19 protein-coding genes are annotated in these 21,542 nt (G+C 64.8%); 13 read left to right on the top strand and 6 right to left on the bottom strand.

The window, feature by feature from the left end; translation table 11 throughout:
• Positions 1–305: 305 nt before the first annotated feature.
• The 3 genes from purB to ABD050_RS17220 are packed head-to-tail and all read left to right on the top strand — an operon-like array spanning position 306 to position 3,353.
• Positions 306–1,619, top strand: a complete 1,314-nt coding sequence (gene purB, locus ABD050_RS17230; RefSeq protein ID WP_343890725.1) for an adenylosuccinate lyase — start codon at positions 306–308, stop codon at positions 1,617–1,619.
• Positions 1,616–3,139, top strand: coding sequence for an ArnT family glycosyltransferase (locus ABD050_RS17225; protein WP_343890724.1), 1,524 nt, complete (start codon positions 1,616–1,618; stop codon positions 3,137–3,139). The genes purB and ABD050_RS17225 overlap by 4 nt, the downstream gene beginning before the upstream one ends.
• Positions 3,140–3,161: 22 nt before the next feature.
• Positions 3,162–3,353 (top strand): hypothetical protein, encoded by a 192-nt coding sequence (locus ABD050_RS17220; protein ID WP_343890723.1) that lies wholly within the window; start codon positions 3,162–3,164, stop codon positions 3,351–3,353.
• Between the two features lie 93 nt (positions 3,354–3,446).
• Here ABD050_RS17220 and dnaJ read toward each other — a convergent pair whose 3' ends face one another.
• On the bottom strand, positions 3,447–4,565 hold the full coding sequence (gene dnaJ, locus ABD050_RS17215) for a molecular chaperone DnaJ (RefSeq protein ID WP_343890722.1): 1,119 nt from the start codon (positions 4,563–4,565) through the stop codon (positions 3,447–3,449).
• A gap of 66 nt (positions 4,566–4,631) precedes the next feature.
• A complete protein-coding gene (gene dnaK / locus ABD050_RS17210) occupies positions 4,632–6,536 on the bottom strand; it encodes a molecular chaperone DnaK (protein ID WP_343890721.1) in 1,905 nt (634 codons plus the stop codon).
• 160 nt (positions 6,537–6,696) lie between these two features.
• Here dnaK and ABD050_RS17205 point away from each other — a divergent pair, with 160 nt between their 5' ends.
• The 8 genes from ABD050_RS17205 (at position 6,697) to ABD050_RS17170 (ending at position 11,805) form a co-directional block, all read left to right on the top strand.
• Entirely contained in the window at positions 6,697–7,125 is a 429-nt protein-coding gene (locus ABD050_RS17205) for a copper chaperone PCu(A)C (RefSeq protein WP_343890720.1), read from the top strand.
• 20 nt (positions 7,126–7,145) lie between these two features.
• A complete protein-coding gene (locus tag ABD050_RS17200; RefSeq protein WP_343890719.1) occupies positions 7,146–7,604 on the top strand; it encodes a vgr related protein in 459 nt (152 codons plus the stop codon).
• A gap of 51 nt (positions 7,605–7,655) precedes the next feature.
• Positions 7,656–7,925: a hypothetical protein gene (locus tag ABD050_RS17195; protein WP_343890718.1), complete on the top strand. Its 270-nt coding sequence runs from the start codon at positions 7,656–7,658 to the stop codon at positions 7,923–7,925.
• Between the two features lie 94 nt (positions 7,926–8,019).
• Complete coding sequence (locus tag ABD050_RS17190; protein ID WP_343890717.1) at positions 8,020–8,433, top strand: response regulator transcription factor; 414 nt, start codon at positions 8,020–8,022, stop codon at positions 8,431–8,433.
• 115 nt (positions 8,434–8,548) lie between these two features.
• Positions 8,549–9,088 (top strand): DUF4199 domain-containing protein, encoded by a 540-nt coding sequence (locus tag ABD050_RS17185; RefSeq protein ID WP_343890716.1) that lies wholly within the window; start codon positions 8,549–8,551, stop codon positions 9,086–9,088.
• A gap of 290 nt (positions 9,089–9,378) precedes the next feature.
• Positions 9,379–9,843 (top strand): DUF2844 domain-containing protein, encoded by a 465-nt coding sequence (locus tag ABD050_RS17180; RefSeq protein WP_343890715.1) that lies wholly within the window; start codon positions 9,379–9,381, stop codon positions 9,841–9,843.
• Between the two features lie 11 nt (positions 9,844–9,854).
• Positions 9,855–11,174, top strand: coding sequence for a DUF3443 family protein (locus ABD050_RS17175; RefSeq protein ID WP_343890714.1), 1,320 nt, complete (start codon positions 9,855–9,857; stop codon positions 11,172–11,174).
• 43 nt (positions 11,175–11,217) lie between these two features.
• Positions 11,218–11,805 carry a glutathione S-transferase gene (locus ABD050_RS17170; RefSeq protein WP_343890713.1) on the top strand — a complete coding sequence of 196 codons (588 nt, stop codon included), beginning with the start codon at positions 11,218–11,220 and terminating at the stop codon, positions 11,803–11,805.
• A 206-nt stretch (positions 11,806–12,011) separates the two neighbouring features.
• Here ABD050_RS17170 and ABD050_RS17165 read toward each other — a convergent pair whose 3' ends face one another.
• The 3 genes from ABD050_RS17165 to ABD050_RS17155 all read right to left on the bottom strand — a co-directional run bounded on the left by ABD050_RS17165 (position 12,012) and on the right by ABD050_RS17155 (position 16,780).
• On the bottom strand, positions 12,012–13,895 hold the full coding sequence (locus ABD050_RS17165; protein WP_343890712.1) for a CHASE4 domain-containing protein: 1,884 nt from the start codon (positions 13,893–13,895) through the stop codon (positions 12,012–12,014).
• A complete protein-coding gene (locus ABD050_RS17160; protein ID WP_343890711.1) occupies positions 13,895–15,796 on the bottom strand; it encodes a putative bifunctional diguanylate cyclase/phosphodiesterase in 1,902 nt (633 codons plus the stop codon). Before ABD050_RS17160 ends, ABD050_RS17165 begins: the two co-directional genes overlap by 1 nt.
• Positions 15,797–15,883: 87 nt before the next feature.
• Positions 15,884–16,780: an ROK family protein gene (locus ABD050_RS17155; RefSeq protein ID WP_343890710.1), complete on the bottom strand. Its 897-nt coding sequence runs from the start codon at positions 16,778–16,780 to the stop codon at positions 15,884–15,886.
• 120 nt (positions 16,781–16,900) lie between these two features.
• On the opposite strand from ABD050_RS17155, the gene ABD050_RS17150 reads away from it, so the two are divergent.
• Positions 16,901–19,543, top strand: a complete 2,643-nt coding sequence (locus tag ABD050_RS17150) for a TonB-dependent receptor (protein WP_343890709.1) — start codon at positions 16,901–16,903, stop codon at positions 19,541–19,543.
• A 147-nt stretch (positions 19,544–19,690) separates the two neighbouring features.
• Here the strand turns inward: ABD050_RS17150 and ABD050_RS17145 are convergent, their stop codons facing one another.
• A complete protein-coding gene (locus ABD050_RS17145; RefSeq protein WP_343890708.1) occupies positions 19,691–20,533 on the bottom strand; it encodes a helix-turn-helix transcriptional regulator in 843 nt (280 codons plus the stop codon).
• A gap of 98 nt (positions 20,534–20,631) precedes the next feature.
• Here ABD050_RS17145 and ABD050_RS17140 point away from each other — a divergent pair, with 98 nt between their 5' ends.
• Positions 20,632–21,540 carry an SDR family oxidoreductase gene (locus ABD050_RS17140; RefSeq protein ID WP_343890707.1) on the top strand — a complete coding sequence of 303 codons (909 nt, stop codon included), beginning with the start codon at positions 20,632–20,634 and terminating at the stop codon, positions 21,538–21,540.
• The last annotated feature ends 2 nt before the right edge of the window (positions 21,541–21,542 follow it).

Genomic DNA, 21,542 nt, shown 5'->3' with positions numbered 1-21,542 from the left:
GAGTCGTCGGCGCAGTTGGAGTGTCAGCTGGCTTGCTCTGTGCCAAAGCAGGCATCGAAATTGTCACGGCGCTAGCTAGAATAACATATTTCAACATGATTTCTCTCCGTTGCTATGTACAAGGGTTACTGGAAGGCTATTCACCCCATCTTCAACACAATTCACTATTTCAAACCGTCATCGCTCTAGATAGTTCAAATCGACATGATTTGAAGGTTCGCCTCGTCCCTGCTAACGCGCGGCTCGTCGTGACTCCGTTCGCGATTCACGACGAACAGAACCCAAGAATTTCAGGAACCGTTGCAATGGTGCCACGCTACTCTCGCCCCGACATGGTCGCGCTTTGGACGCCGGAGGCGCGCTTTCGCATCTGGTTCGAGATCGAGGCGCATGCGACCGACGCCCTCGCCGAACTCGGCGTTGTGCCGAAGGAAGCCGCAAAGGCGATCTGGGAGAAAGGCGCGTTCGAGGTCGAGCGGATCGACGAGATCGAGCGCGAGACCAAGCATGACGTGATCGCCTTCCTCACCAATGTCGCCGAGCATGTCGGCCCCGAGGCGCGCTTCATGCACCAGGGAATGACGTCGTCGGACGTTCTCGACACCTGTCTCGCAGTGCAGCTTGCGCGGGCTTCCGACATATTGATCGCCGATATCGACGCCTTGCTGCTGGTGTTGAAGCGGCGCGCTTACGAGCACAAGCTGACCCCGACCATCGGCCGCAGCCATGGCATCCATGCCGAGCCGGTCACCTTCGGATTGAAGCTCGCCCAGGCCTATGCCGAGTTCGATCGCAACCGCGCGCGGCTGGTCGCGGCCCGTGCCGATATCGCGACCTGCGCCATCTCCGGCGCGGTCGGCACCTTCGCCAATATCGATCCCTTCGTCGAGGCGCATGTCGCCGAGAAGATGGGGCTGAGCGTTGAGCCCGTCTCGACTCAGGTCATCCCGCGCGACCGGCATGCGATGTTCTTCGCGACATTAGGCGTGATCGCCAGCTCGATCGAGCGCCTCGCAACGGAGATCCGCCACCTGCAACGCACCGAAGTGCTTGAGGCGGAGGAGTATTTCTCGCCGGGGCAGAAGGGCTCGTCGGCGATGCCGCACAAGCGCAACCCGGTGCTGACCGAGAACCTGACCGGGCTGGCGCGGATGGTGCGCGGCTATGTGACGCCGGCGCTCGAGAATGTCGCCCTGTGGCATGAGCGCGACATCAGCCACTCCTCGGTCGAGCGCTATATCGGCCCCGATGCAACGATCACGCTCGACTTCGCCCTCGCCCGGCTGACGGGCGTGATGGACAAGCTGGTCGTATATCCCGAGCGAATGGCGAAGAACCTCAACAAGATGGGCGGCCTCGTCCATTCGCAACGCGTGCTGCTCGCCCTGACCCAAGCCGGGGTAAGCCGTGAGGACGCGTATCGGCTTGTGCAGCGCAACGCGATGAAGGTCTGGGAATCGGACGGGGCGCTATCGCTCCAGGACCTGCTCAAGGCCGACCCAGAGGTGACCGCGGCGCTGTCGACGGCCGAGATCGATGACAAGTTCGACCTCGGCTACCACCTGAAGCATGTCGACACGATCTTCGCGCGGGTGTTCGAGGATGCGCCTTGCGCATGATCGATAGCGACCGGCATCGCACACTCGTCGCGCGCGCGACATTGGCGGTCGCGGGGCTGGTCTTTGTCTATGGGCTGATCCGATTGGGACTGCATGCCTCGGTCGCGCTCCGTTATCCCTATGATCTCGATTATGGCGAGGGTGTCGTCTGGGAGCAGATGCGCCTGATCATGAATGGATCGGGCTATGAAGCGCTGCGGCCGATGCCGGCCTTCGTGTTCGAATACCCGCCGCTCTATCATATCGTTACCGCCGCGACGGCCGGAGCGTTTGGGTTCGATCCGCTATTTGCCGGGCGACTGGTGTCGCTGGTGATGGCGCTGGCGGCGGCGGTGCTGATCGGGCTGCTGACCAACGAAGCGATCGGCGGGGGGCAGGATCGGCGGGTGCGGGTCATCGCGGGGTTGATCGCGGGACTGGTGTTCCTCACGCTGCCGGTCGTGCTCAGCTGGTCGACGCTGATGAGGGTCGACATGCTCGCCTATGCGCTGAGCCTGGCGGGATTGCTGGCCGCGGCGAGCTGTGTCGAGCGACCGGTGCTGGCGATCGTCGCCGGCACGCTGTTCACAATGGCGCTCTATTCTCGACAGACTTGCCTCCCCGCCCCCGCAGCGTCGTTCCTGATCCTGTTGATCGTGCGGCCGCGTGCCGCCTGGCTGATGCTGGCGGCCTCGCTCTTCACCGGCCTAACCGCGCTGGCGCTGCTGAGCATGGCGAGCGACGGCCAGTTCCTGGTCCAAATCCTCGCTTACAATATCAACAGGGTGACCTGGAACCATGCTATGATGCTGGTGCTGGTGCTGATGGCGAACATCGTCATCTTGGCACAGGGTGCGATCGGGGCGACCGCGGCGTGGCGCCTCATGCGCCCCGGCGAATGGCGGCAGCTTGCGGAGCGGTTACGCGGCGATACCAGCCTCACGACGACCGCCATCATCCTACTCACGCTAGTACTGAAAACGCTGATGCTGCCGGCAATCCTCAAGTCTGGAGCGAGCGACAATTATCTGATCGACTGGTTCGCGCTGATCGCGGTGCTGATTGGGATCGGCTGCGTACCGCTGGTCCGTGCCGCGCTTAACCAACCGGCGCGTCCAGGTCTTGCCCTTATCCTGCTCATCGGGATCGGCCTGCCCGTGCAGATGATGGATCCGCCGCTGTGGCCGGATTACGCCAAGGCCGAGCGCGATCGTGCGGCGCTGGCACCGGTAGTCGAGCGCATCAGAGCGAGTGCGAAGCCGGTGGTGACTGACGAGATGGTGCTTGTTCTCCGCGGCGGGCAACGCGTGATGTGGGAGCCGGCCATCGTCGCCGAGCTGGGCAGCGCGGGCATTTATGACGAGAGAGCGCTGGCGGAACGGGTGCGGCGGGGCGAGTTTGGTTTCTTCGTCACGCGCGGAGATCGCGGGTCATTGCTGTTCGACCAGCGGTTCAACCCGATCATCGCCGACGCGATGGACGCCGCCTATCCGCGGCGCGAGCGGGCGGGTGATCTGACATTGCATTTGCCACGCGAGTGAGCCGAGGCGTTGCGACTGGTCGATGGAACGAGTGCAAATGCTGCAACTGCGAAGGCGCGTAACAATATTGCGTACCTGCGCAACAATCACCACTTGGCCCGTGCCGGACTTTCCCGGCATCGGAGACCCAACCATGCGTTATCTTGAGACCGTGGTCAGCAGCATGCTGGCATTCGCGGCCTTGGCGCTGGTGGTCGAGGTCGTAAGCCTCTGATCCATCGGCCTGCCCGCCCCTTGCACAAGGGGCGGCCAAGGCCGGCGGAATCGAGCCATCTTCCCCGCCCCGCTTGCGGGAGGCGGATTTAGTTCAGCCCCAAGCCCCTTTGACCTTCTTGAAGAAGCCCGTCGTCTGCGGATTCTCCTCGCCGGTCTCGGTCGCGCGGAACTGCTCCAGCAATTCCTTCTGCTTGGCCGTGAGCCTGGTGGGCGTTTCCACCTCGATGCGGATCACCAGATCGCCGCGACCGCGGCCCTGGAGGACCGGCATGCCCGCGCCGCGCTGGCGCAATTCGCGGCCGCTCTGCACGCCCGCCGGTATCTTGATCGAATGATGTTCGCCGCCGGGGCCGGGGATCTGGATCTCGCCGCCGAGCGACGCCGTGGTGAAACTGATCGGCGCGCGGGCGAACAGAGTCGTGCCCTCGCGCTCGAACAGCGGGTGCCGCGTGATGTGCAGGAAGATGTAGAGATCGCCGGGAGGTGCGCCGCGCATCCCGGCCTCGCCTTCGCCGGTCAGGCGGACGCGGGTGCCTTCATCGACGCCGGGCGGGATATTGACGGTGAGCGTCTTGGTCTTCTCGACCCGGCCCTCGCCGCGGCAGGCGTTGCACGGATCGGCAATGACCTGGCCAACGCCGTGACAGGTCGGGCAGGTCCGCTCGACGACGAAGAAACCCTGCTGCGCGCGAACCTTGCCCTGCCCGGCACAGGTCGAGCAGGATTTGGCGCTGGTGCCGGGCGTGGCGCCGGTACCCGAGCAGGAATCGCAAGCGGCCGAGACATCGACCGTAACCTCGGTCGATTTGCCGCGAAAGGCGTCCTCGAGCGTGATCTCCATGTCGTAGCGCAGATCAGCGCCGCGACGGGGTCCGCGCGCGGCGCGCTGGCCGCCGCCCATGAACTCGCCGAAGATATTCTCGAAGATATCGCTAAAAGCGCCGAAATCCTGCGCGCCGCCGCCACCGTTGCCCGCGCCGTTGCGAAAGGCGGCGTGGCCGTAGCGATCATAGGCAGCGCGTTTCTGCGGGTCCTTCAGGCAATCATAGGCTTCGCTGATCGCCTTGAAGCGCGATTCGCTATCCTTGCACCCATCATTCTTGTCGGGGTGATACTTCATCGCGAGCTTGCGATAAGATGCCTTGATCACGGCATCATCGGCGCCGCGGTCACATTCCAGCAATTCGTAGAAATCAACTTCGGTGGTCATCTCGGGCCCCCGCCCTCCCCGCTATTCCCGCTTATGTCGCAGGAATAGCGGGGGGAACGCAACATGTTACGCCTTGGTATCGTCGACTTCCGAGAATTCGGCATCGACCACGTCTTCGGCCGGCGCCTCATGCGCCGGCGCGCCCGCAGGCGATGCCTCTGACTGGGCCTGCTTCTCGTAGATCGCCTGGCCGAGCTTCATCGCGACCTGGGCAAGGGCGTTGGCCTTTTCCTTCATGCCCTCGACGTCGTTCGCCTCGACCGCCGACTTGGTGGCCGCGACCGCTGCCTCGATCTCGCCCTTGAGGCTGGCATCGACCTTGTCGCCATGCTCGGCGAGCTGGCGCTCGGTGGTGTGGATCAGGCTTTCGGCGTTGTTCTTCGCCTCGGCCGCGGCACGCCGCTTCTTGTCCTCTTCAGCGAACTGCTCGGCATCGCGGACCATCTGGTCGATGTCGCGATCCGACAGGCCGCCCGAGGCCTGGATGCGGATCTGCTGCTCCTTGCCGGTGCCCTTGTCCTTGGCGGACACGTTGACGATGCCGTTGGCGTCGATGTCGAAGGTGACCTCGATCTGCGGCACGCCGCGCGGCGCGGGCGGGATACCGACCAGATCGAACTGGCCGAGCATCTTGTTGTCGGCCGCCATCTCGCGCTCGCCCTGGAAGACCCGGATCGTCACCGCCTGCTGATTGTCGTCAGCGGTCGAATAGACCTGGCTCTTCTTGGTCGGGATCGTCGTATTGCGATCGATCATGCGGGTGAACACGCCGCCCAGCGTCTCGATGCCGAGGCTCAGCGGGGTCACGTCGAGCAGCAGCACGTCCTTGACGTCGCCCTGCAGCACGCCGGCCTGGATCGCGGCGCCCATGGCGACGACCTCGTCCGGGTTGACGCCCGAATGCGGCTCCTTGCCGAAGAACTCCTTCACGACCTGGCGAACCTTGGGCATGCGCGTCATGCCGCCCACCAGGACGACCTCGGCGATGTCGGCCGCCTTGACGCCGGCATCGGCCAGCGCCTTGCGGCACGGCTCGAGCGTGCGCTGGATCAGATCGTCGACCAGCCGCTCCAGATCGGCGCGGGTGATCGTCTTCACCAGATGCTTCGGGCCATTCTGGTCGGCGGTGATGAAGGGCAGGTTGACCTCGGTGGTCGCAGCCGAGCTGAGCTCGATCTTCGCCTTTTCGGCACCTTCCTTGAGGCGCTGCAGGGCGAGCTTGTCCTTGGTCAGGTCAATGCCCTCTGCCTTGCGGAAATCCTCAGCGAGGAAGCGCAGCAGCTTGTCGTCGAAATCCTCGCCGCCGAGGAAGGTGTCGCCGTTGGTGGCCTTCACCTCGAACACGCCGTCACCGATCTCGAGGATCGAGATGTCGAAGGTGCCGCCGCCGAGATCGTACACGGCGATCGTCTTGCCGTCCTGCTTGTCGAGGCCGTACGCCAGCGCGGCCGCCGTCGGCTCGTTGATGATGCGCAGCACGTCCAGACCGGCGATCTGGCCGGCGTCCTTGGTCGCCTGGCGCTGGGCGTCGTTGAAATAGGCAGGAACGGTCACGACCGCCTGGGTCACCGTTTCGCCGAGATAGGCCTCGGCGGTTTCCTTCATCTTCTGGAGCGTGAAGGCGGAAATCTGCGAAGGGCTATATTCCTTGCCCCCCGCCTGCACCCATGCGTCGCCATTCGGGCCGCGCACGATGTGGTAAGGAACCAGCTCGGTGTCCTTCTTGGTGATCGGATCGTCGAACCGGCGCCCGATCAGGCGCTTCACCGCGAACACGGTGTTTTCAGGGTTCGTCACCGCCTGGCGCTTGGCCGGCTGCCCGACCAGTCGCTCGCCATCCTTGGCGAAGGCGACGATCGAAGGCGTGGTGCGCGCGCCTTCCGCATTTTCAATCACCTTGGGCTTGCCGCCTTCCATCACGGAAACGCAGCTGTTGGTCGTGCCCAGATCGATACCGATAACTTTAGCCATGGTCCTCTTCGGCCCCCGTCTTCAAAAAATTGCTTCCAGTCCGCGCCCCCGGATGGGCGACGCGGCACGTTACTCCCGGCGATATAGGGGGGCTTTTGCTTGCCGCAAGATTTTCGACTCCCTAGAGGGTGCACAAGATTTCCCGAAGCGGGAGAATATGATGCGTTTTCTGGCCCTTCTCATCACCATGCTCGCCCTTGCCGGCTGCCAGCCCAAGGAAATTTATGTGAGCGACGGCTATGTCCGGCTGGCGGCGGTGAAGGGTCATCCCGCCGCCGCCTATTTCACGCTCCATGGCGGCGAGACCGACGCGACACTGATCAGCGTGTCGAGCGACGTCGCGATTCGCACCGAACTGCACGAATCGATGCAGGCGGGCTCAATGTCGTCGATGAAGCCGCTCGATCATCTCGCGGTACCGGCGGGTTCGAAGATCGTCTTCAAGCCGGGCGGCAAGCATGTGATGCTGTTCGACGTAAACCCGATCATCGTGCCGGGCCGAACACTGCCGCTGCTCTTCACCTTTGCTGACGGCTTACGCATCGAATATGCTGCGACCGTGATCGCAGCGGGCGACCCGGCGCCATAACCGATAGTCGCCGGACCGCTGTGGATCGGCCCCTGACCCCTGGCGAGATCGCGCTTGCCCGATCGGTGTTCGGCGAAGCGATCGATTATGCGCAGGTTCGCATCGCCCTGCGCAAATGGGCTTTCTTCCAGCCGCGCGGCACGGTGATGGCGCCGACCGGATCAATCCATTTCCACCCCCAGGGCATGCGGTATCGCGCCGATTTCGCTGCCGGCAATCTCGACGACCAGGGGCTCTTCATCCACGAGATGGTGCATGTCTGGCAGCACCAGAAGGGCATCTTCCTGCCGATCGTGCGGCACCCCTTTTGCCGTTATGATTATGCGATCCGCCCCGGCCTGCCGCTTCACCGCTACGGAATCGAGCAGCAGGCCGAGATCGTGCGGCATGCCTTTCTGCTGCGGCGGGGGGCGACGGTGATCGGGGCGCCGGCGCTGGCGCGGTACGAGAGCATCCTGCCGTTCGGGACCGCGAGCTAGATCCGGTATCGACCAGCCATCAGTTGCCGGGACCGATACGCGTCCGGCGCGGTGGCTGATCCCCCGCTGTTATTCCCGCTGTCCTCGCTGTTCCTCGCTGTTATTCCGCTGTTTCCCGCTGTTTTTCCGATCATTTTTTCTCCCGCTGTTACCTCGCGTTTTCGGGGCCAGTTTCCTCTTTTCTTTCAAAGCGATGCGACTGGGCTCGCTGTTATCGAGAACAGCGGCATAACAGCGAGGAACAGCGGGCCGCCTTGCCCGAACAGCGCGGCAGGATCGTCCAACATCCACGAGGAGAAAGAGCGGGCGACGCCATCATGAGCGACGGCGATCGGGATACGACTATGCCCTTGCCGCCTCCTTTTGAATCCGGGCGACGCTGGCCAGTTCCGGGGTTTTCTGGCAGCCTGAGCGCGTGACGAAGACAGTCATTCTCTACGCGCTGGCACTGGCGCTCGCGGCGACCGCGCTCGAATGGCTGCAATATTCCTACGCGATCCGGGTCTTCTCGACCGACATCTATATCGCGCTGCTGGCGCTCGGCTTTATCAGCCTTGGCCTGTGGGCGGGCACCAAGCTGACACCGCGCCCGGCCGGCAGCACCTTCCAGCGCAATGAAGCGGCGATCCGGTCGCTCGGGCTCACCGCGCGCGAATGCGAGATCCTGGCGCTGCTCGCCTCGGGCCAATCGAACAAGGAGATGGCGCGGGCGCTGGGCATCTCGCCGAACACGGTGAAGACCCATGTCGCGCGGGTCTATGAGAAGCTGGAGGTGCAGCGTCGCATCCAGGCGATCGAAAAGGCGCGCTGGCTGGCGTTGATCGAATAGAGGGAGATCGAATAGAAATGCGGGTGATTTCTGCGAAATCACCCGTTCGGGCGATGGATCGAGGCGCCACGACGGCCTTATCCCTGGGCCGTCACACCAATGGGAGCCACCGACCATGAACCCGATCCTGCGATACACCGCCACTTACGGATTGCTGTCCGGACTGGCGACCTGCGCCGTCCTGATCGCGGGATTCACGCTTCAGGACCGGCTGAGCGCCGTCCACCAGCTCTGGTTCGGCTATCTCGTCATGCTCGTCATCCTGACCTTCATCTTTGTCGGGGTGAAGCGCTACCGCGATATCGAGCGGGGCGGCGTCATCAGGTTCCTGCCCGCCCTCGGGCTCGGCCTCGCCATCGCCACGGCCGCCGGGGTGGCTTATGCGCTCCTGTGGGAGGTCTATCTGGCGGCAACCCATTACAGCTTCATGGACAATTATATTGCCGGGATCATCCGCCACGCCAGGGCCGCGGGCCTGAGCGGCGACAAACTGGCCCGGAAGATGGCGGAACTCGAAACGATGCGGGCGCAATATGCCAATCCGCTGTTCCGGATCCCGATGACATTCATGGAGATTTTTCCCGTCGGTCTGGGGGTGGCGCTCCTGTCGGCGCTGTCGCTGCAGTTTCCGAAATTCCTGCCCGCCCGGCGCTGACCTCAGCTGCCACAGCCGCCGCACGCGCCGTCGCCACCGCCGATCGAGCGCGGCCAGAAACGGATTTTCCGAAGCGCGGTCCCTATCGGCGGCTTCCCGGCGCGGCACGGTAACCAAGAATAACCGAGGCGGTAACCAAGAATCAGCAGATATCGAGCGATTCCACGACGATGCGGCCCGACCTTTGGATTGACTTGCCGCAATAGAGAGAGATATTTCGCCGGTACTGGCTGAGGGCCAACAAGTGCGGCCTCACTCTCCTGGGCGGAAGGTTCTCCAGAGTTATGCGTGTGGCGTATTTGCTCCGGCCGTTCACCCGGATCGGCCTGGCCCTCCTGCCCCTGCTGGCGACCAGCGCCCGGGCCGAGCTTGGCGGCGCGATGGCGGGCGTGCAGACCGATCGCGCCCAGTTGAAGGCGCAGATCGTCTCGGTGCCGAAAAGCACGCACACGATCCATGAGATGACCCTTCCCAATGGCGGCGGGGTCAAGGAATTCACCAACACCAAGGGCCAGGTCTATGCGGTGACCTGGTCGGGGCCGGGCAAGCCCGATCTGCGCTCGCTGCTCGGCGGGTATTTCACCACCTTCCAGGCCGACAATGCGAAGCTCAACCCGCGCGCGCGCCGTCGGCCGGCCTCTGTTCACCGATCGGATCTGGTGATCCAGACCGGCGGCCATATGGGGTATTTCTGGGGCGTCGCCTATATTCCACCGCTCGCGCCGGCGGTTTTTTCCGTCGCCGATCTCCAATAGGGTTTGCGCTCTTGATCCGGACGATCCTGGCTCTCTGGGCCATCTGCCTGCTCGCCGCCTGCAGCGGTGGTGGCGGCACACCGACATCGACCCCCACGAGCACCCCGAGTTCGCCGCCAAGCAGCGGGGGAACGCCGGTCGTCAATTCGGCCACGGTGACGTTCGATGCCGGGCCGGCCGAACTGAATGTGGGGCCAGGCGCCTATACCGCCTTCAACGAGCCCTATGTCTCGATCAAGATCTGCGCGCCAGGCTCAACGACCAATTGCCAGACGATCGACCATATCATCCTCGATACCGGATCGGTCGGCCTGCGCATCCTCCAGCCCGTGATCAATCAGAGCCTGTTGAGTGCGCTGCCCGCCCAGACCGACCCGAGCGGGAACGCAGTCGGCGAATGCTATATGTACGTGAATTCCTATGTCTTCGGCTCAGTGCGGCAGGCGGATTTCTCGATCGCGGGGGAAAAGGTGGCGAACATGCCCTTCCACGCCATCGCCGATGCCGGCGTCTTCTCGAACGTGCCGGCATCCTGCTCGTCGGGCGGCGGCACCAACATCACCACAGTGAAGGCGTTCGGCGCGAACGGCATATTGGGCATCGGCACGACGCCGACCGATTGCGGGCCAATCTGCGCCGCCGGCAATACCACGGGCGCAGCTTATTATGACTGCCCCGCCTCGGGATGCTCGGCGATCATTGCCCGCGCTGTGTCGACGACGGCGCCGTTCCAGCAACTGCCCAATCCAGTCGCAGCCTTTGCGACCGACAATAACGGCACCGTGCTGGTGCTGCCGTCAGTCGCCCCCGCCGGCGCGGTCTCGATGACCGGCACGATCTATTTCGGCATCGGCACCCAGGCGAACAACGCGCTTGGTTCGCAGACCGTGTTGCCGGTGACAACCTCGACCAACCGGTTGGGAGCGGGGTTGCTGACCGCGATCTATAATGGAAAATCGCTGACCCAGAGCTTCCTCGACAGCGGCAGCAATGATTATTATTTCATCGACACCAGCCTGCCGGCCTGTTCCGATACGAACCTGTCCGCCTTTTACTGCCCGACCACGTCGATGCTGCTTTCGCCGACGCTGACCGCCACCAACGGGACAATGGTGAATGCTGCCTTCACGCTCTACAACCCGATGACGACCACAGCGGGCAGTTCCAATGTCGCGCCGGGCCTCGGCGTGAACCCGACTCTGGTCCAGCCACCGCTGCAATTTGCCAACAGCTTCGATTTCGGTGTGCCGTTCTTTTTCGGGCGCTCGGTCTATACCGCCATCGAAGGCCGGTCGGCAGGCGGCACGCAGGGGCCCTATATCGCCTTTTAGGGCTGATCCTGCTCGCATCGCGAGTTCGTGCTACTGGATCGCGATGAGCCGGCCGATCCTCTACAGTTTCCGCCGCTGCCCCTACGCGATGCGGGCGCGGATGGCGTTGCTGATCAGCGGCACTGCGTTCGAGCTTCGCGAAGTGGCGTTGCGGGCCAAGCCGCCGGAAATGCTCGCCGCCTCGCCCAAGGCGACGGTGCCCGTGCTCGTGCTGCCGGAGGGGCGGGTGATCGACGAGAGCCTGGACATCATGCGCCACGCGCTGGCCCAGCACGACCCCGAGCATTGGCTCGAGGGCGACGATGCGGGGCTCATCGCTGCCAATGACGGACCGTTCAAGCATCATCTCGACCGCTACAAATATGCCGATCGGCACGGCAGCGATCCGGCTGAGCATCGCGCGGCGGGGCTGGCGCTTCTGAAGCCGATCGAGCAGCGATTGACGCATAGCGCCAATCTATGCGGCGAAGGGCGCTCGCTGACCGATATCGCGCTGATCCCGTTCGTTCGCCAGTTCGCCGGAGTCGCCCCGGACTGGTTCGGGGCGCAGGCCTTGCCCGGGGTGCAGCGCTGGCTTGGCGACCATCTCGCATCCGCGCTGTTTGCGGCGGCGATGGAACGGCCGTCGTGAGCCACGACCGAAATACGTCAGGCGTGTAATCTCTCCTCTCCTTTGGGAGAGGATACGAAGCCTTATGAGCGAAGCGAATTAGGCGAAGTTGGTGAGGGGCTTCGGGAGCTATCGAGAGCTCCCGGAGCCCCTCACCAAGTTCCGCTAGGCAGCAAGCTGCCAAGCTACACTATCCTCTCCCAAAGGAGAGGAAGTGGAGTATCTCTCTAAGCTGCGAGATCCCGCCGTTCGGCCTCGGCGGTGGCGAGCGACAGGATCGCGACCGCGCCCATGCCGGGGCCTTCGCTCTCCAGCTTGAGCGAGCCCTGCATCGCGATCATCGAATTGGCGCACCAGTGGAGGCCAAGCCCGCCCGATTTGTCCTTGCGGGTCGAGAAGCCGCGCTGGAACAGGGTTGGGGTACGGTCAGCGGCGAAGCCTTCGCCATCGTCGCGAATCGCGATGCAGGTGCGGCCGTTCGTCTCCTCGATCACGACCGAGATGCAGCCGCCCCCGGTGCCGCACGCGGCGATCGCTTCGGCCGCGTTGGCGAAGAGATTGCCGATCACCTGGCTCAGGATCAGCCGGCTGGCGACCACCAGATGGGAGCGCGCGGGAAAGGTGAAGACGATCGACAGCTCGCCCGAATAACGGGCGATCGTCGCATTCCTGGCAATGATCTTGGTGACGTCGCACGGCTCGAGCTCGGGGCGGTCATGGGCTGCCTGTTGCTGCTCGCCGATGATCTCCAGCACATGGCTCATCGCCTCGCGGCCGATCTGGAGCTGGCGCCGGCGCTCGTCGCGATCCTTCGCCTCGGCCGCGATCGCCGCGGCGACGAAGGCGGCGAGCTTTTCGCGACGCGGCTGCGGCACGTCGTCCCCGGCGAGCTCAGCGAGCGCACGATCAAGCGTGGCGCGATCGACCGGCACCCGCTGGGCAATGCCCTGGCTGAGGATCGTGCTGATCGGGTTGAGGGCGTTGCGGACATTGTGCATCACCGCGACGGCGCTCTCGCTGCGCCCGAGCGCGAAGCTCTGTACCTCGAGCTGCTCGCGCAGATCCCTGAGCTGGCGGAGCATTGCGTTGAAGCTGCGCCCGAGCGAGCCGATCTCGTCCTGCCGTGCCTCGTCGGCCAGGATGCCGAGCGAGCCGGAATTGCGGACGACCTGCATATGGTTCTCAACCCGGCGCAACGGCTTCAGCACCAGCCGGCTGATCATCCTTCTCAGCATCAGGAGGACGACGAGGAGCAACAGGGTTGATCCGGCGACGGCGAGGATCAGCATGCGCTTGCCGAGCAGCGAGACCTCTCGCGGCACCGAGAAAGCGGCGCTGGCAACGGCATGGCCGCCGGGGCCGCGGATCGGCACGGCAATGCGCATCATGTCGTTGTCGGGGGTGATCCGACTGGTGTCGGAGACATTGGCCAGATCGAGCCCGGCGGTAAGCTGGAGCAGCGCCGACAATTGCGCCGACGTGATCTGGCGCGCCATCAGCACATAGCCGCGCGGGCTGCCGCTGCCGTCACTGCGGCGGACCTCGGCGACCCCGACCGCGGCGACGACCGGGCCGAGGCGAACGAAGAAGCTGCGCGAGTTGCGCTTGCCGAGCAGCTGCCTGAAATCGATCCGGTGAATCTGCGCGATCAGCGCGGCACGCATTGCCGGGCTGTCCCCCCGCCGCGCGTCGCGCCAGCGGGCGATGACGATCCTGCCGTCATTGGCGACATAGGCCATGCCGTTGACGCCGAGATTCTCCATCGCGAGGGTCGAGAAGGATTCGCGCTCGAAGGCTGCCGTCTGGTGCGCCATGTAATCATAGCTCGAATTCCAATCGCCATAGTCGCGGACCGCGCTTTCTACCTTGGAGGCATATTCACCGAGCGCGGCGCGGGTGCGCTCGACATGGGCGTCGACCGATTTCAGTTCGAGCTCATTGATGCTGGGGATGATGACGCTGGCGAGCAGCAAGGTGATCCCGATCGAGCCGAGCAGCCCGACCGCGGTCAGGATCAGGACGAGCTTCGCGCCGAGCGACGATGGATTGCGCAACGCCCTGAGCTGCCTTTTCGTGGCGCGGAGCAGGGCCGGAGCCCGCGAGCGCGCCATCAGCCGAGCGTCCCGTTACCCAGTTCCGGCTCGAGACAGACGTCTTCGCGCTGCGACGGGTCGACCAGATACCGGATCTCGGCCATTTCGCGGGCCTGTTCGGGGCCGATCGGGAGCGAGAAGTGAAAGCCCTGGAAATGCGATGCGCCCGCGAGGTTCAGCGCCTGGACCTGGGCCTCGCTCTCGACGCCCTCGGCGATGACGCCAAGCCCGAGCGCCCGACCGAGATGGACGATCGAATGGACGATCGCGGCGCTTTCGCGCTCGCGGCCCATGCCGTCGATGAAGCTGCGATCGATCTTCAGGCAATCAAGCGCGAACTTGCGGATGTTGTAGAGGCTCGAATAGCCGGTGCCGAAATCATCGAGCGCGATCCGGAAACCCATCTGGCGGAGCCGATACAGAGTCTCGGCAGCGCGGTCGGCATCGTCGAAAATCGCCGTTTCGGTGATCTCGATCTGGACGCGGCTCGGCTCGACCCCGTGCTTCTGGACGAATTCGAGGATGTGGCCGACGAAATTGTGGCGCCGGAACTGGCGCGGGGAGAAATTGACCGAGACATATTGGCCGGGCCAGTCCTTCAGCACCTGAAGCGACTCCCCGAGCACCCAATCGCCGAGCTCGTGAATCAGATTCGATTCCTCGGCGATCGGGATGAACATGTCGGGCAGGACCGGACCGAACTCGTCGGTGTTCCAGCGCAGCAGCGCCTCGAAGCCGACGACCTCGAACCCTTCACGCGCGACAATCGGCTGATAGGCAAGGCTCAGCTCGCCCTTCTTGATCGACTGGCTGAGCCCGCCCTCGATGCGGCGGCGGAAGCGGATCGATTCATCCATGCTGTCGTCGAACACACGGACGATGCCGCGGCCATTCTGCTTGGCATCGTTGAGCGCGAGATCGGCACGGCGCAGCACGTCGACGGGATCGCAATCGCCGCCGATCTCGAAGACCATGCCGGCCGAGGCACCGGCCTGGACCGAATGGCCGAAGATCTTGAAGCTGGCAGCGCATGCCTGGATGACCCGCTCACAGGCCATGACCGCTGCCTGTTCGCCGGGAGAATCGAACAACAGGCCGAATTCGTCGCCCGCCAGCCGCGCGACCAGGCCGCCTTCGGGGACATTGTCCTGGAGGATGCCGCAGATCTGGCGGATCAGGTCGTCGCCGGCGAGATGGCCGAGCGTATCGTTGACCAGCTTGAAACGATCGAGATCGACCATCGCGGTCGCGAAGCTCGTCGTGCCGCGTGCCTTTTCGGAAAGCGCGCGGAGGAAAGCGAGGCGGTTGGGCGCCTCGGTCAGGGAATCGTGGTTGGCGATATGGATCGCCTTGCTCTCGTTGGCGGCGAGTTCCCGCCCCTGCTCTTCGAGGATCACGATCTTCTCGGCGAGCGCGGCGCGGGTTGCGGCGAGTTCGCGATCGATCTGCCAGCGATGCGCGAGGGCGCTCGCCATCTGGGTAACCTCGGCTACCTCGAACGGCTTGGCGATGTAGAAGATCTTGTCGGCCGGCCCGGCTGCCTTGCTGATCTCGATCGGCGCGAAATCGGAATAGCCGGTGACGATCACCAGGTTGATCTCGGGATCGAGCGCGCGGATTCGGGTGGCGGTTTCCTTGCCGTCGATGCCGGGGGGCATGCGGACATCGATGAAGGCGACGGCGAACGGGTCGCCGGCCCTGATCGCCGCCTCGACCGCGGCGACGCCGTCAAGGCCCTGCATTGCATGGGTGACCGCGAAATCCATCGCCGTTTCGGCGTGTTGCGGCGGATCGCCGGCGCCGAAGAGCTCAGCCGCCATCATGTCGAGCGCGCCTGAATCGGCGGCGACTCCCGACGCGAAGCTGCGCCGATAGGAATCGTGCATGGCCGGTTCGTCGTCGACGATGAGAATCCGCATCGCAGCACTGCCTTTTGATTGCGCAAGCGGGCGCTTCGCGCCCTTGATACGACGTAACCAAATGCGGTTAACGCGGCGTAAATACCCTCAGGGGCGTGCAGCGAGGGCGCGGTTGCCGAGTTCGATCGCGCCGAGCGGCCCGGCATTGTTGCCGAGTGCAGCAGGGACGACATAGGAATCGAGCGGCTCGAGCCCGGGCGCAACGCCATAGCCGCCGAGGCTCGCGATCAATCTCGTCCGGATCCTGGGGAAGAGATGCGGGATTCCCGTCATCACCCCGCCGCCCATCACGATCCGGCGCGGAATGCCGGTCAGAACGAGCGTGTGCGCCAGTTGCGCCAGGGCATGGGCGACTCCCTCCCAGACCGGATCGTCAGCGGCGAGCTGCTCGGCCCCCTTGCCGGTGCGCGCCCTGATCGCCGTGCCGGCGGCGAGGCCTTCGAGGCAATCGCCATGGAAGGGGCAGGAGCCGGGCCAGGTGTCCCCGGCGAGACGGACCGGGCGGATATGGCCGAGCTCGGGATGGGTAAGGCCGTTGGTCGGCTCGCCGCCAAGCACCAGGCCGACGCCGATGCCGGTGCCGACGGTGACATAGGCGTGATCGGCAATGCCCCGCGCAGCGCCCCAGCGCCCTTCGCCCAATGCCGCGCCGGCGACATCGCTGTTGAAGCCGGTCGGCACGCCGGCGAAAGCCGCGAGCCGGCGCCCGACATCGGTATTCGACCAGCCCTGCTTGGTCGTGGCCGTGATGAAGCCGTAATCGGGCGCGGCTTGATCGAGCGATACCGGGCCGAAACTGGCGATGCCGAGCGCCGTATAGCCTGACCAGCGCCTAAGCACCGCCTCGATCGCCGCCAGCGTTTCCTCGGGGCTGGTGGTGGGAATGCGGACTTCGTCGCGGATATCGTCCGGGCCGGTGGCGAGGATGCAGTTGCATTTGGTGCCGCCGAGCTCGATGCCGGCGATCAGGGGGCTGTTCGTCATCGCCCGGCTATCCGATGCCGGGCGCGCCGCTGTCAATCGCGCCGCGCCACCGCACATCGGCACATTCTTGCGACAAATTGAGTTTAGGGGAGCGCTCGCAAGAATTCGGGCGGAGTCATCATGCGGCGTATCGGCATTTTCGTGTTTCTGTTGGCAAGCTCGGCACCAGTGGTGGCGCAGGACAAGCCGGTCCCCGCCCCAAAACCGCAACCGGCCCCGGCGGACCAGGGCAATTCAGACGAACCCGATGTGATCGTGACCGGCTCGCGCAACCTGCCCGGATCAGTGGTCGGCGACATCCCCCCCGAGCAGCAGCTCGGGCCGGCGGATATCCGTTCCTACGGAGTCAGCTCGGTTTCGGACCTGCTCAACGAGCTTGCGCCGCAGACGACGAGCGGGCGCGGCAGCGGCGGCGCGCCGGTGGTGCTGCTCAACGGCAAGCGGATCTCGGGTTTCGCCGAGATCCGCGACATTCCGACCGAGGCGATCGCCCGGGTCGAGATCCTGCCCGAGGAAGTCGCGCTCAAATATGGCTACCGGGCTGACCAGAAGGTCGTGAACATCGTGCTGCGGCGCCGCTTCCGCGCGACCACCGTCGAGCTTGCCGACAAGGCGGCGACCGCCGGCGGGCGCAACAACCCCGATGCCGAGCTCGACCTGCTCAAGATCCGCGGCGATGGGCGCTTCAACCTTCACACAAGCTATCAGTCGAATACCGCGCTGACCGAGGACGAGCGCGACATCGCCCCGCAGGCGAACGCCACGCCGGGCAGCGTCGACCAGCGACCCTATCGCACCCTCCTGCCGTCGAGCCGCGACTTCAGCGCGAACCTGGTTTATGCACGGCCGATCGGCAAGGCATCCGCGACGGTCAACGCACGGGTCGAGGCCACCGACAGCATCGGCCTGAACGGCCTGCCCGGCATTTCCCTGACCGTCCCTGCGGGCAACCCCTTCTCGACCTCCGCAACCGATGCCGTGGTCGATCGCACGCCCGACGGCTATCTGCCGCTGCACCAGCGCAATTCGGCGCTGACCTACCACCTCGGCAGCACGCTCAACGGCAATATGGGCAAATGGCGCTGGTCGGTGACCGGCAATTATGACCGGGTCGATTCCGAAACCTTCACTGATACCGGCCTCGACTTCTCCACCTTCCAGCAACGGATCAAGGCCGGCGACCCGACCGCCAATCCGTTCGGTCCGCTGACCAATGCGGGGATCACCACACTCCCCGGCTACCGCGCCTTTTCCACGTCGAACAATGCCGGCGCCGATGCGCTGGTCAACGGCCCGGTCCTGGAGCTTCCGGCGGGGCCGCTTTTTGCGAGCGTCCGCGTTGGCGGCGAGATCAGCGACCTCAGCAGCCGTTCCTACCGAGACGTGTTCACCCCGGCCGACATCAAGCGCAACACGGTGAACGGGCAGATCAATGTCGACGTGCCGATCACCAGCCGGACCAAGCATTTCCTGAGCGCGATCGGCTCGCTCTCGCTCAACTTCAACCTGGCCGAGGACCATCTCTCCGATTTCGGGACGATGGAGACGATCGGCTATGGCGCGAACTGGTCGCCGATCGAGGCGATCCGCATCATCGCCTCGGCGACCAACCAGGACGTTGCGCCGACCGCGGTGCAGCTCGGCAATCCCATCATCACGACGCCCAATGTCCGCGTGTTCGACTATGTTCGTGGTGAAACCGCGACAGTGACGACTGAGTCGGGCGGCAATCCGGACCTGATCGCCGAGAAGACCCATGTGCGGAAAATCGGGCTGACGGTGAAGCCATGGGCCGCGAAGGACATCAATTTCACCGCCAATTATGTTTCCAACCGAACCGACAATCCGATCGCTGCCTTCCCGACGCCGACCGCGGCGATCGAGGCTGCATTTCCGGGCCGCTTCGCCCGTGATTCGGACCACAGGCTCATCGGGCTCGACACCCGCCCGATCAATTTCGCCGGGAGCGAGAGTTCGCAATTGCGCTGGGGAATCAATTTCTCGGTGCCACTGAAATCGAAGATCCAGAAGGAATTCGAGGCCTTTCGCGCCGGCAAGGGACCGAACCCGCTGGCGGGAATCCCCCTGCCCCGCGGGTTCAGACGGCCTGATGGCGGGCAGCCCGGCGGCAACAATGGCGCGCCGCCTCCCGATGGCGGTGTGCCGGGCGGTGGCGGCGATCGCGATGGCGGCGGCGGACAAGGCCGTGGCGGCTTCGGCGGCGGCGGGTTTGGCGGCGGCGGACGCGGCGGATTTGGCGGACGGGGCGGCGGCGGCGGGCGGCTGCAATTCGCCGTCTATCACACCTGGTATTTCACTGACACGGTGCTCGTCCAGAATGGCGGGCCACGGCTCGACCTGCTGAACGGCGACGCGATCGGCGGCAGCGGCGGCCAGTCCCGGCATCAGGTCGAGGTGCAGGCGGGATACAGCAATAACGGCCTGGGCTTCCGGCTTTCCGGCAATTACCGGAGCGGCACACGGGTGAATGGCGGCACGCCGGGCAACCCTGAACCGCTCGATTTCTCGGGGCTGGGAACTGCCGATATCAGGCTGTTCGCCGATCTCACCCAGAAGCTCGACCTGCTCAGGAAACATCCCTGGGTGCGCGGGATGCGGATCACGCTGGCGGTGACCAATATCCTCGACAGCAAGCAGCGGGTGACCGACTCCAATGGCGGGACGCCGATCAGCTACCAGCCCGATTATCTCGATCCGATGGGGCGGGCGGTGCGGCTGAGCATCAGGAAACTGTTTTTCTGAGCGGAGCAACAACAGCGGGCGCCCGCGCGCCTGGCTAGTTTCAGCTTGCGGCGCCGGACGACATTCCCCGGCACGCAAGGATATCGGCGGCATTGGGTGACTGCATCGCGCCCTCGGGACAGGCCAGTCCTATTCAGCCCGGCGCGATCATTCTCCACCCGGCGCCGAACGTGCAGCAATCAAGCCGGCGATACGGTCGGCTGATTCGCGCGTCACGGGATTATAGACAAGCATCCCGAGATCGGGCCGGCCATCGACCGCAAAGGCGGAAAACTCCATCTCGACCAGGCCGACTTCGGGATGGTGGATGCGCTTCACGCCTTCCACATGCCCGGCGATGTCATTGTCGCGCCACAAGGCAGCGAACTCGGGGCTGGTTTGCGACAGTTCCTCGACGAGCTGGGTTATTTCGGCGCCGGCGCCGGCGCGCGCCGCATCAGCGCGGAATGCCCCCACCACATAACGGGCAACGCTCCGCCAATCCTCCTGCAGCGCCCTCACCCGTGAATGGGAGAACATGAGCCGCATGATGTTGCGTTGCGCGGGCGGCAGGAGCGCATAGTCAGTCAGCAGCGCCGCCGCAGCCTCGTTCCACGCCACCACGTCCCAGATCGCGGTGCGGATGATCGCGGGACTGGGGGACAGGGCATCGAGCACGCGCTGGAGACGCGGCGTCACGCCCTCGGGCGCGCGGTAGCGGGGTTCGGGCGGACGGCCGAGCCCGAGCATGAACAGATGCTCGCGCTCGGGCTCCGTCAGCATCAGTCCGGCGGCGATCCGGTCGAGTACATCGGCGGACGGCGCGCCGCCCCGGCCCTGTTCCAGCCAGGTGTACCATGTCGGGCTGATATTCGCGCGCTGCGCGACCTCCTCGCGGCGCAGCCCCGGCGTCCGCCGTCGTCCACCGCCGAACCCGAAGGTGGCCGGATCGAGACGCGCACGGCGATCGCGCAGAAAGGCGCCCAAGGTTGGGCTGGCATGCACCGGCATGGTCTGTCCTGTTGATGATTATACCGGGATAATATCACTACTTTTACAGGATCAGCTCTAGCCCGACATGGCGCGGGCAACAACATCGGAGAGTATCCATGCGCGTCTTCCTCACGGGGGCCACCGGCTTCATCGGCTCCCGCATCCTTCCCGAACTCCTCGCCGCAGGGCACCAGGTTGTCGGCCTCACTCGGTCCGACGCAGGCGCTGCGGCGCTGGCGGCGGCGGGAGCCGAGGTGCATCGTGGTACGCTGGAGGATCCGTCCAGCCTGCGCGCCGGTGCTGAGAAGGCCGACGCGGTGATCCACACGGCGTTCGATCATGATTTCTCGAACTTCGTCTCCAATTGCGAGAAGGACCGGCGCGTGATCGAGGCAATGGGTGACGCGCTCAAGGGCAGCGACCGGCCGTTGATCATCACCTCGGGTACCGGAATCGGCGCGCCCGCGCCGGGAGAACTCGCGGTCGAGGACATGTTCAACCCCTCTCACGCAAACCCTCGCATCGTCTCGGAAGTGACCGGCAATGCGCTACGCGACGCAGGGATCGATGTGCGCGTCATGCGTCTGCCGCAGGTCCATGACACCGAAAGGCAGGGGTTGATCAGCCCCTATGTCATGATCGCGCGCGAAAAGGGCGTCGTTGCCTATGTCGGCGACGGCGCCAACCGGTGGCCGGCGGCACATGTATCCGATGTCGCCAGGCTCTACGTGCTCGCGCTCGATCAGGGCAGGCCCGGCGCGCGCTACAACGCGGTCGCTGAAGAAGGCATTACCGCGCGCGCAATCGCCGAGGTGGTGGCTGCCGGCCTCGGCCTCCCCGCCGTGTCGCTCTCGCCCGGGGAAGCCGAGGCGCATTTCGGCTGGTTCGGCATGTTCGCTGCCATGGACATGCCTGCGTCGAGCGCGCTCACCCGCGAACGCCTGGGCTGGCAGCCAGTAGGGCCCGGCCTGATCGCCGACCTGGAGCAGATGGATTATGGCCTGGCCGCTGCGGTGAGCAGCTAGGC

The sequence above is a fragment of the Sphingomonas oligophenolica genome (genome assembly GCF_039522915.1).
GTDB classification, from domain to species: domain Bacteria; phylum Pseudomonadota; class Alphaproteobacteria; order Sphingomonadales; family Sphingomonadaceae; genus Sphingomonas; species Sphingomonas oligophenolica.
This window is presented reverse-complemented; position numbering and strand designations above follow the sequence as displayed.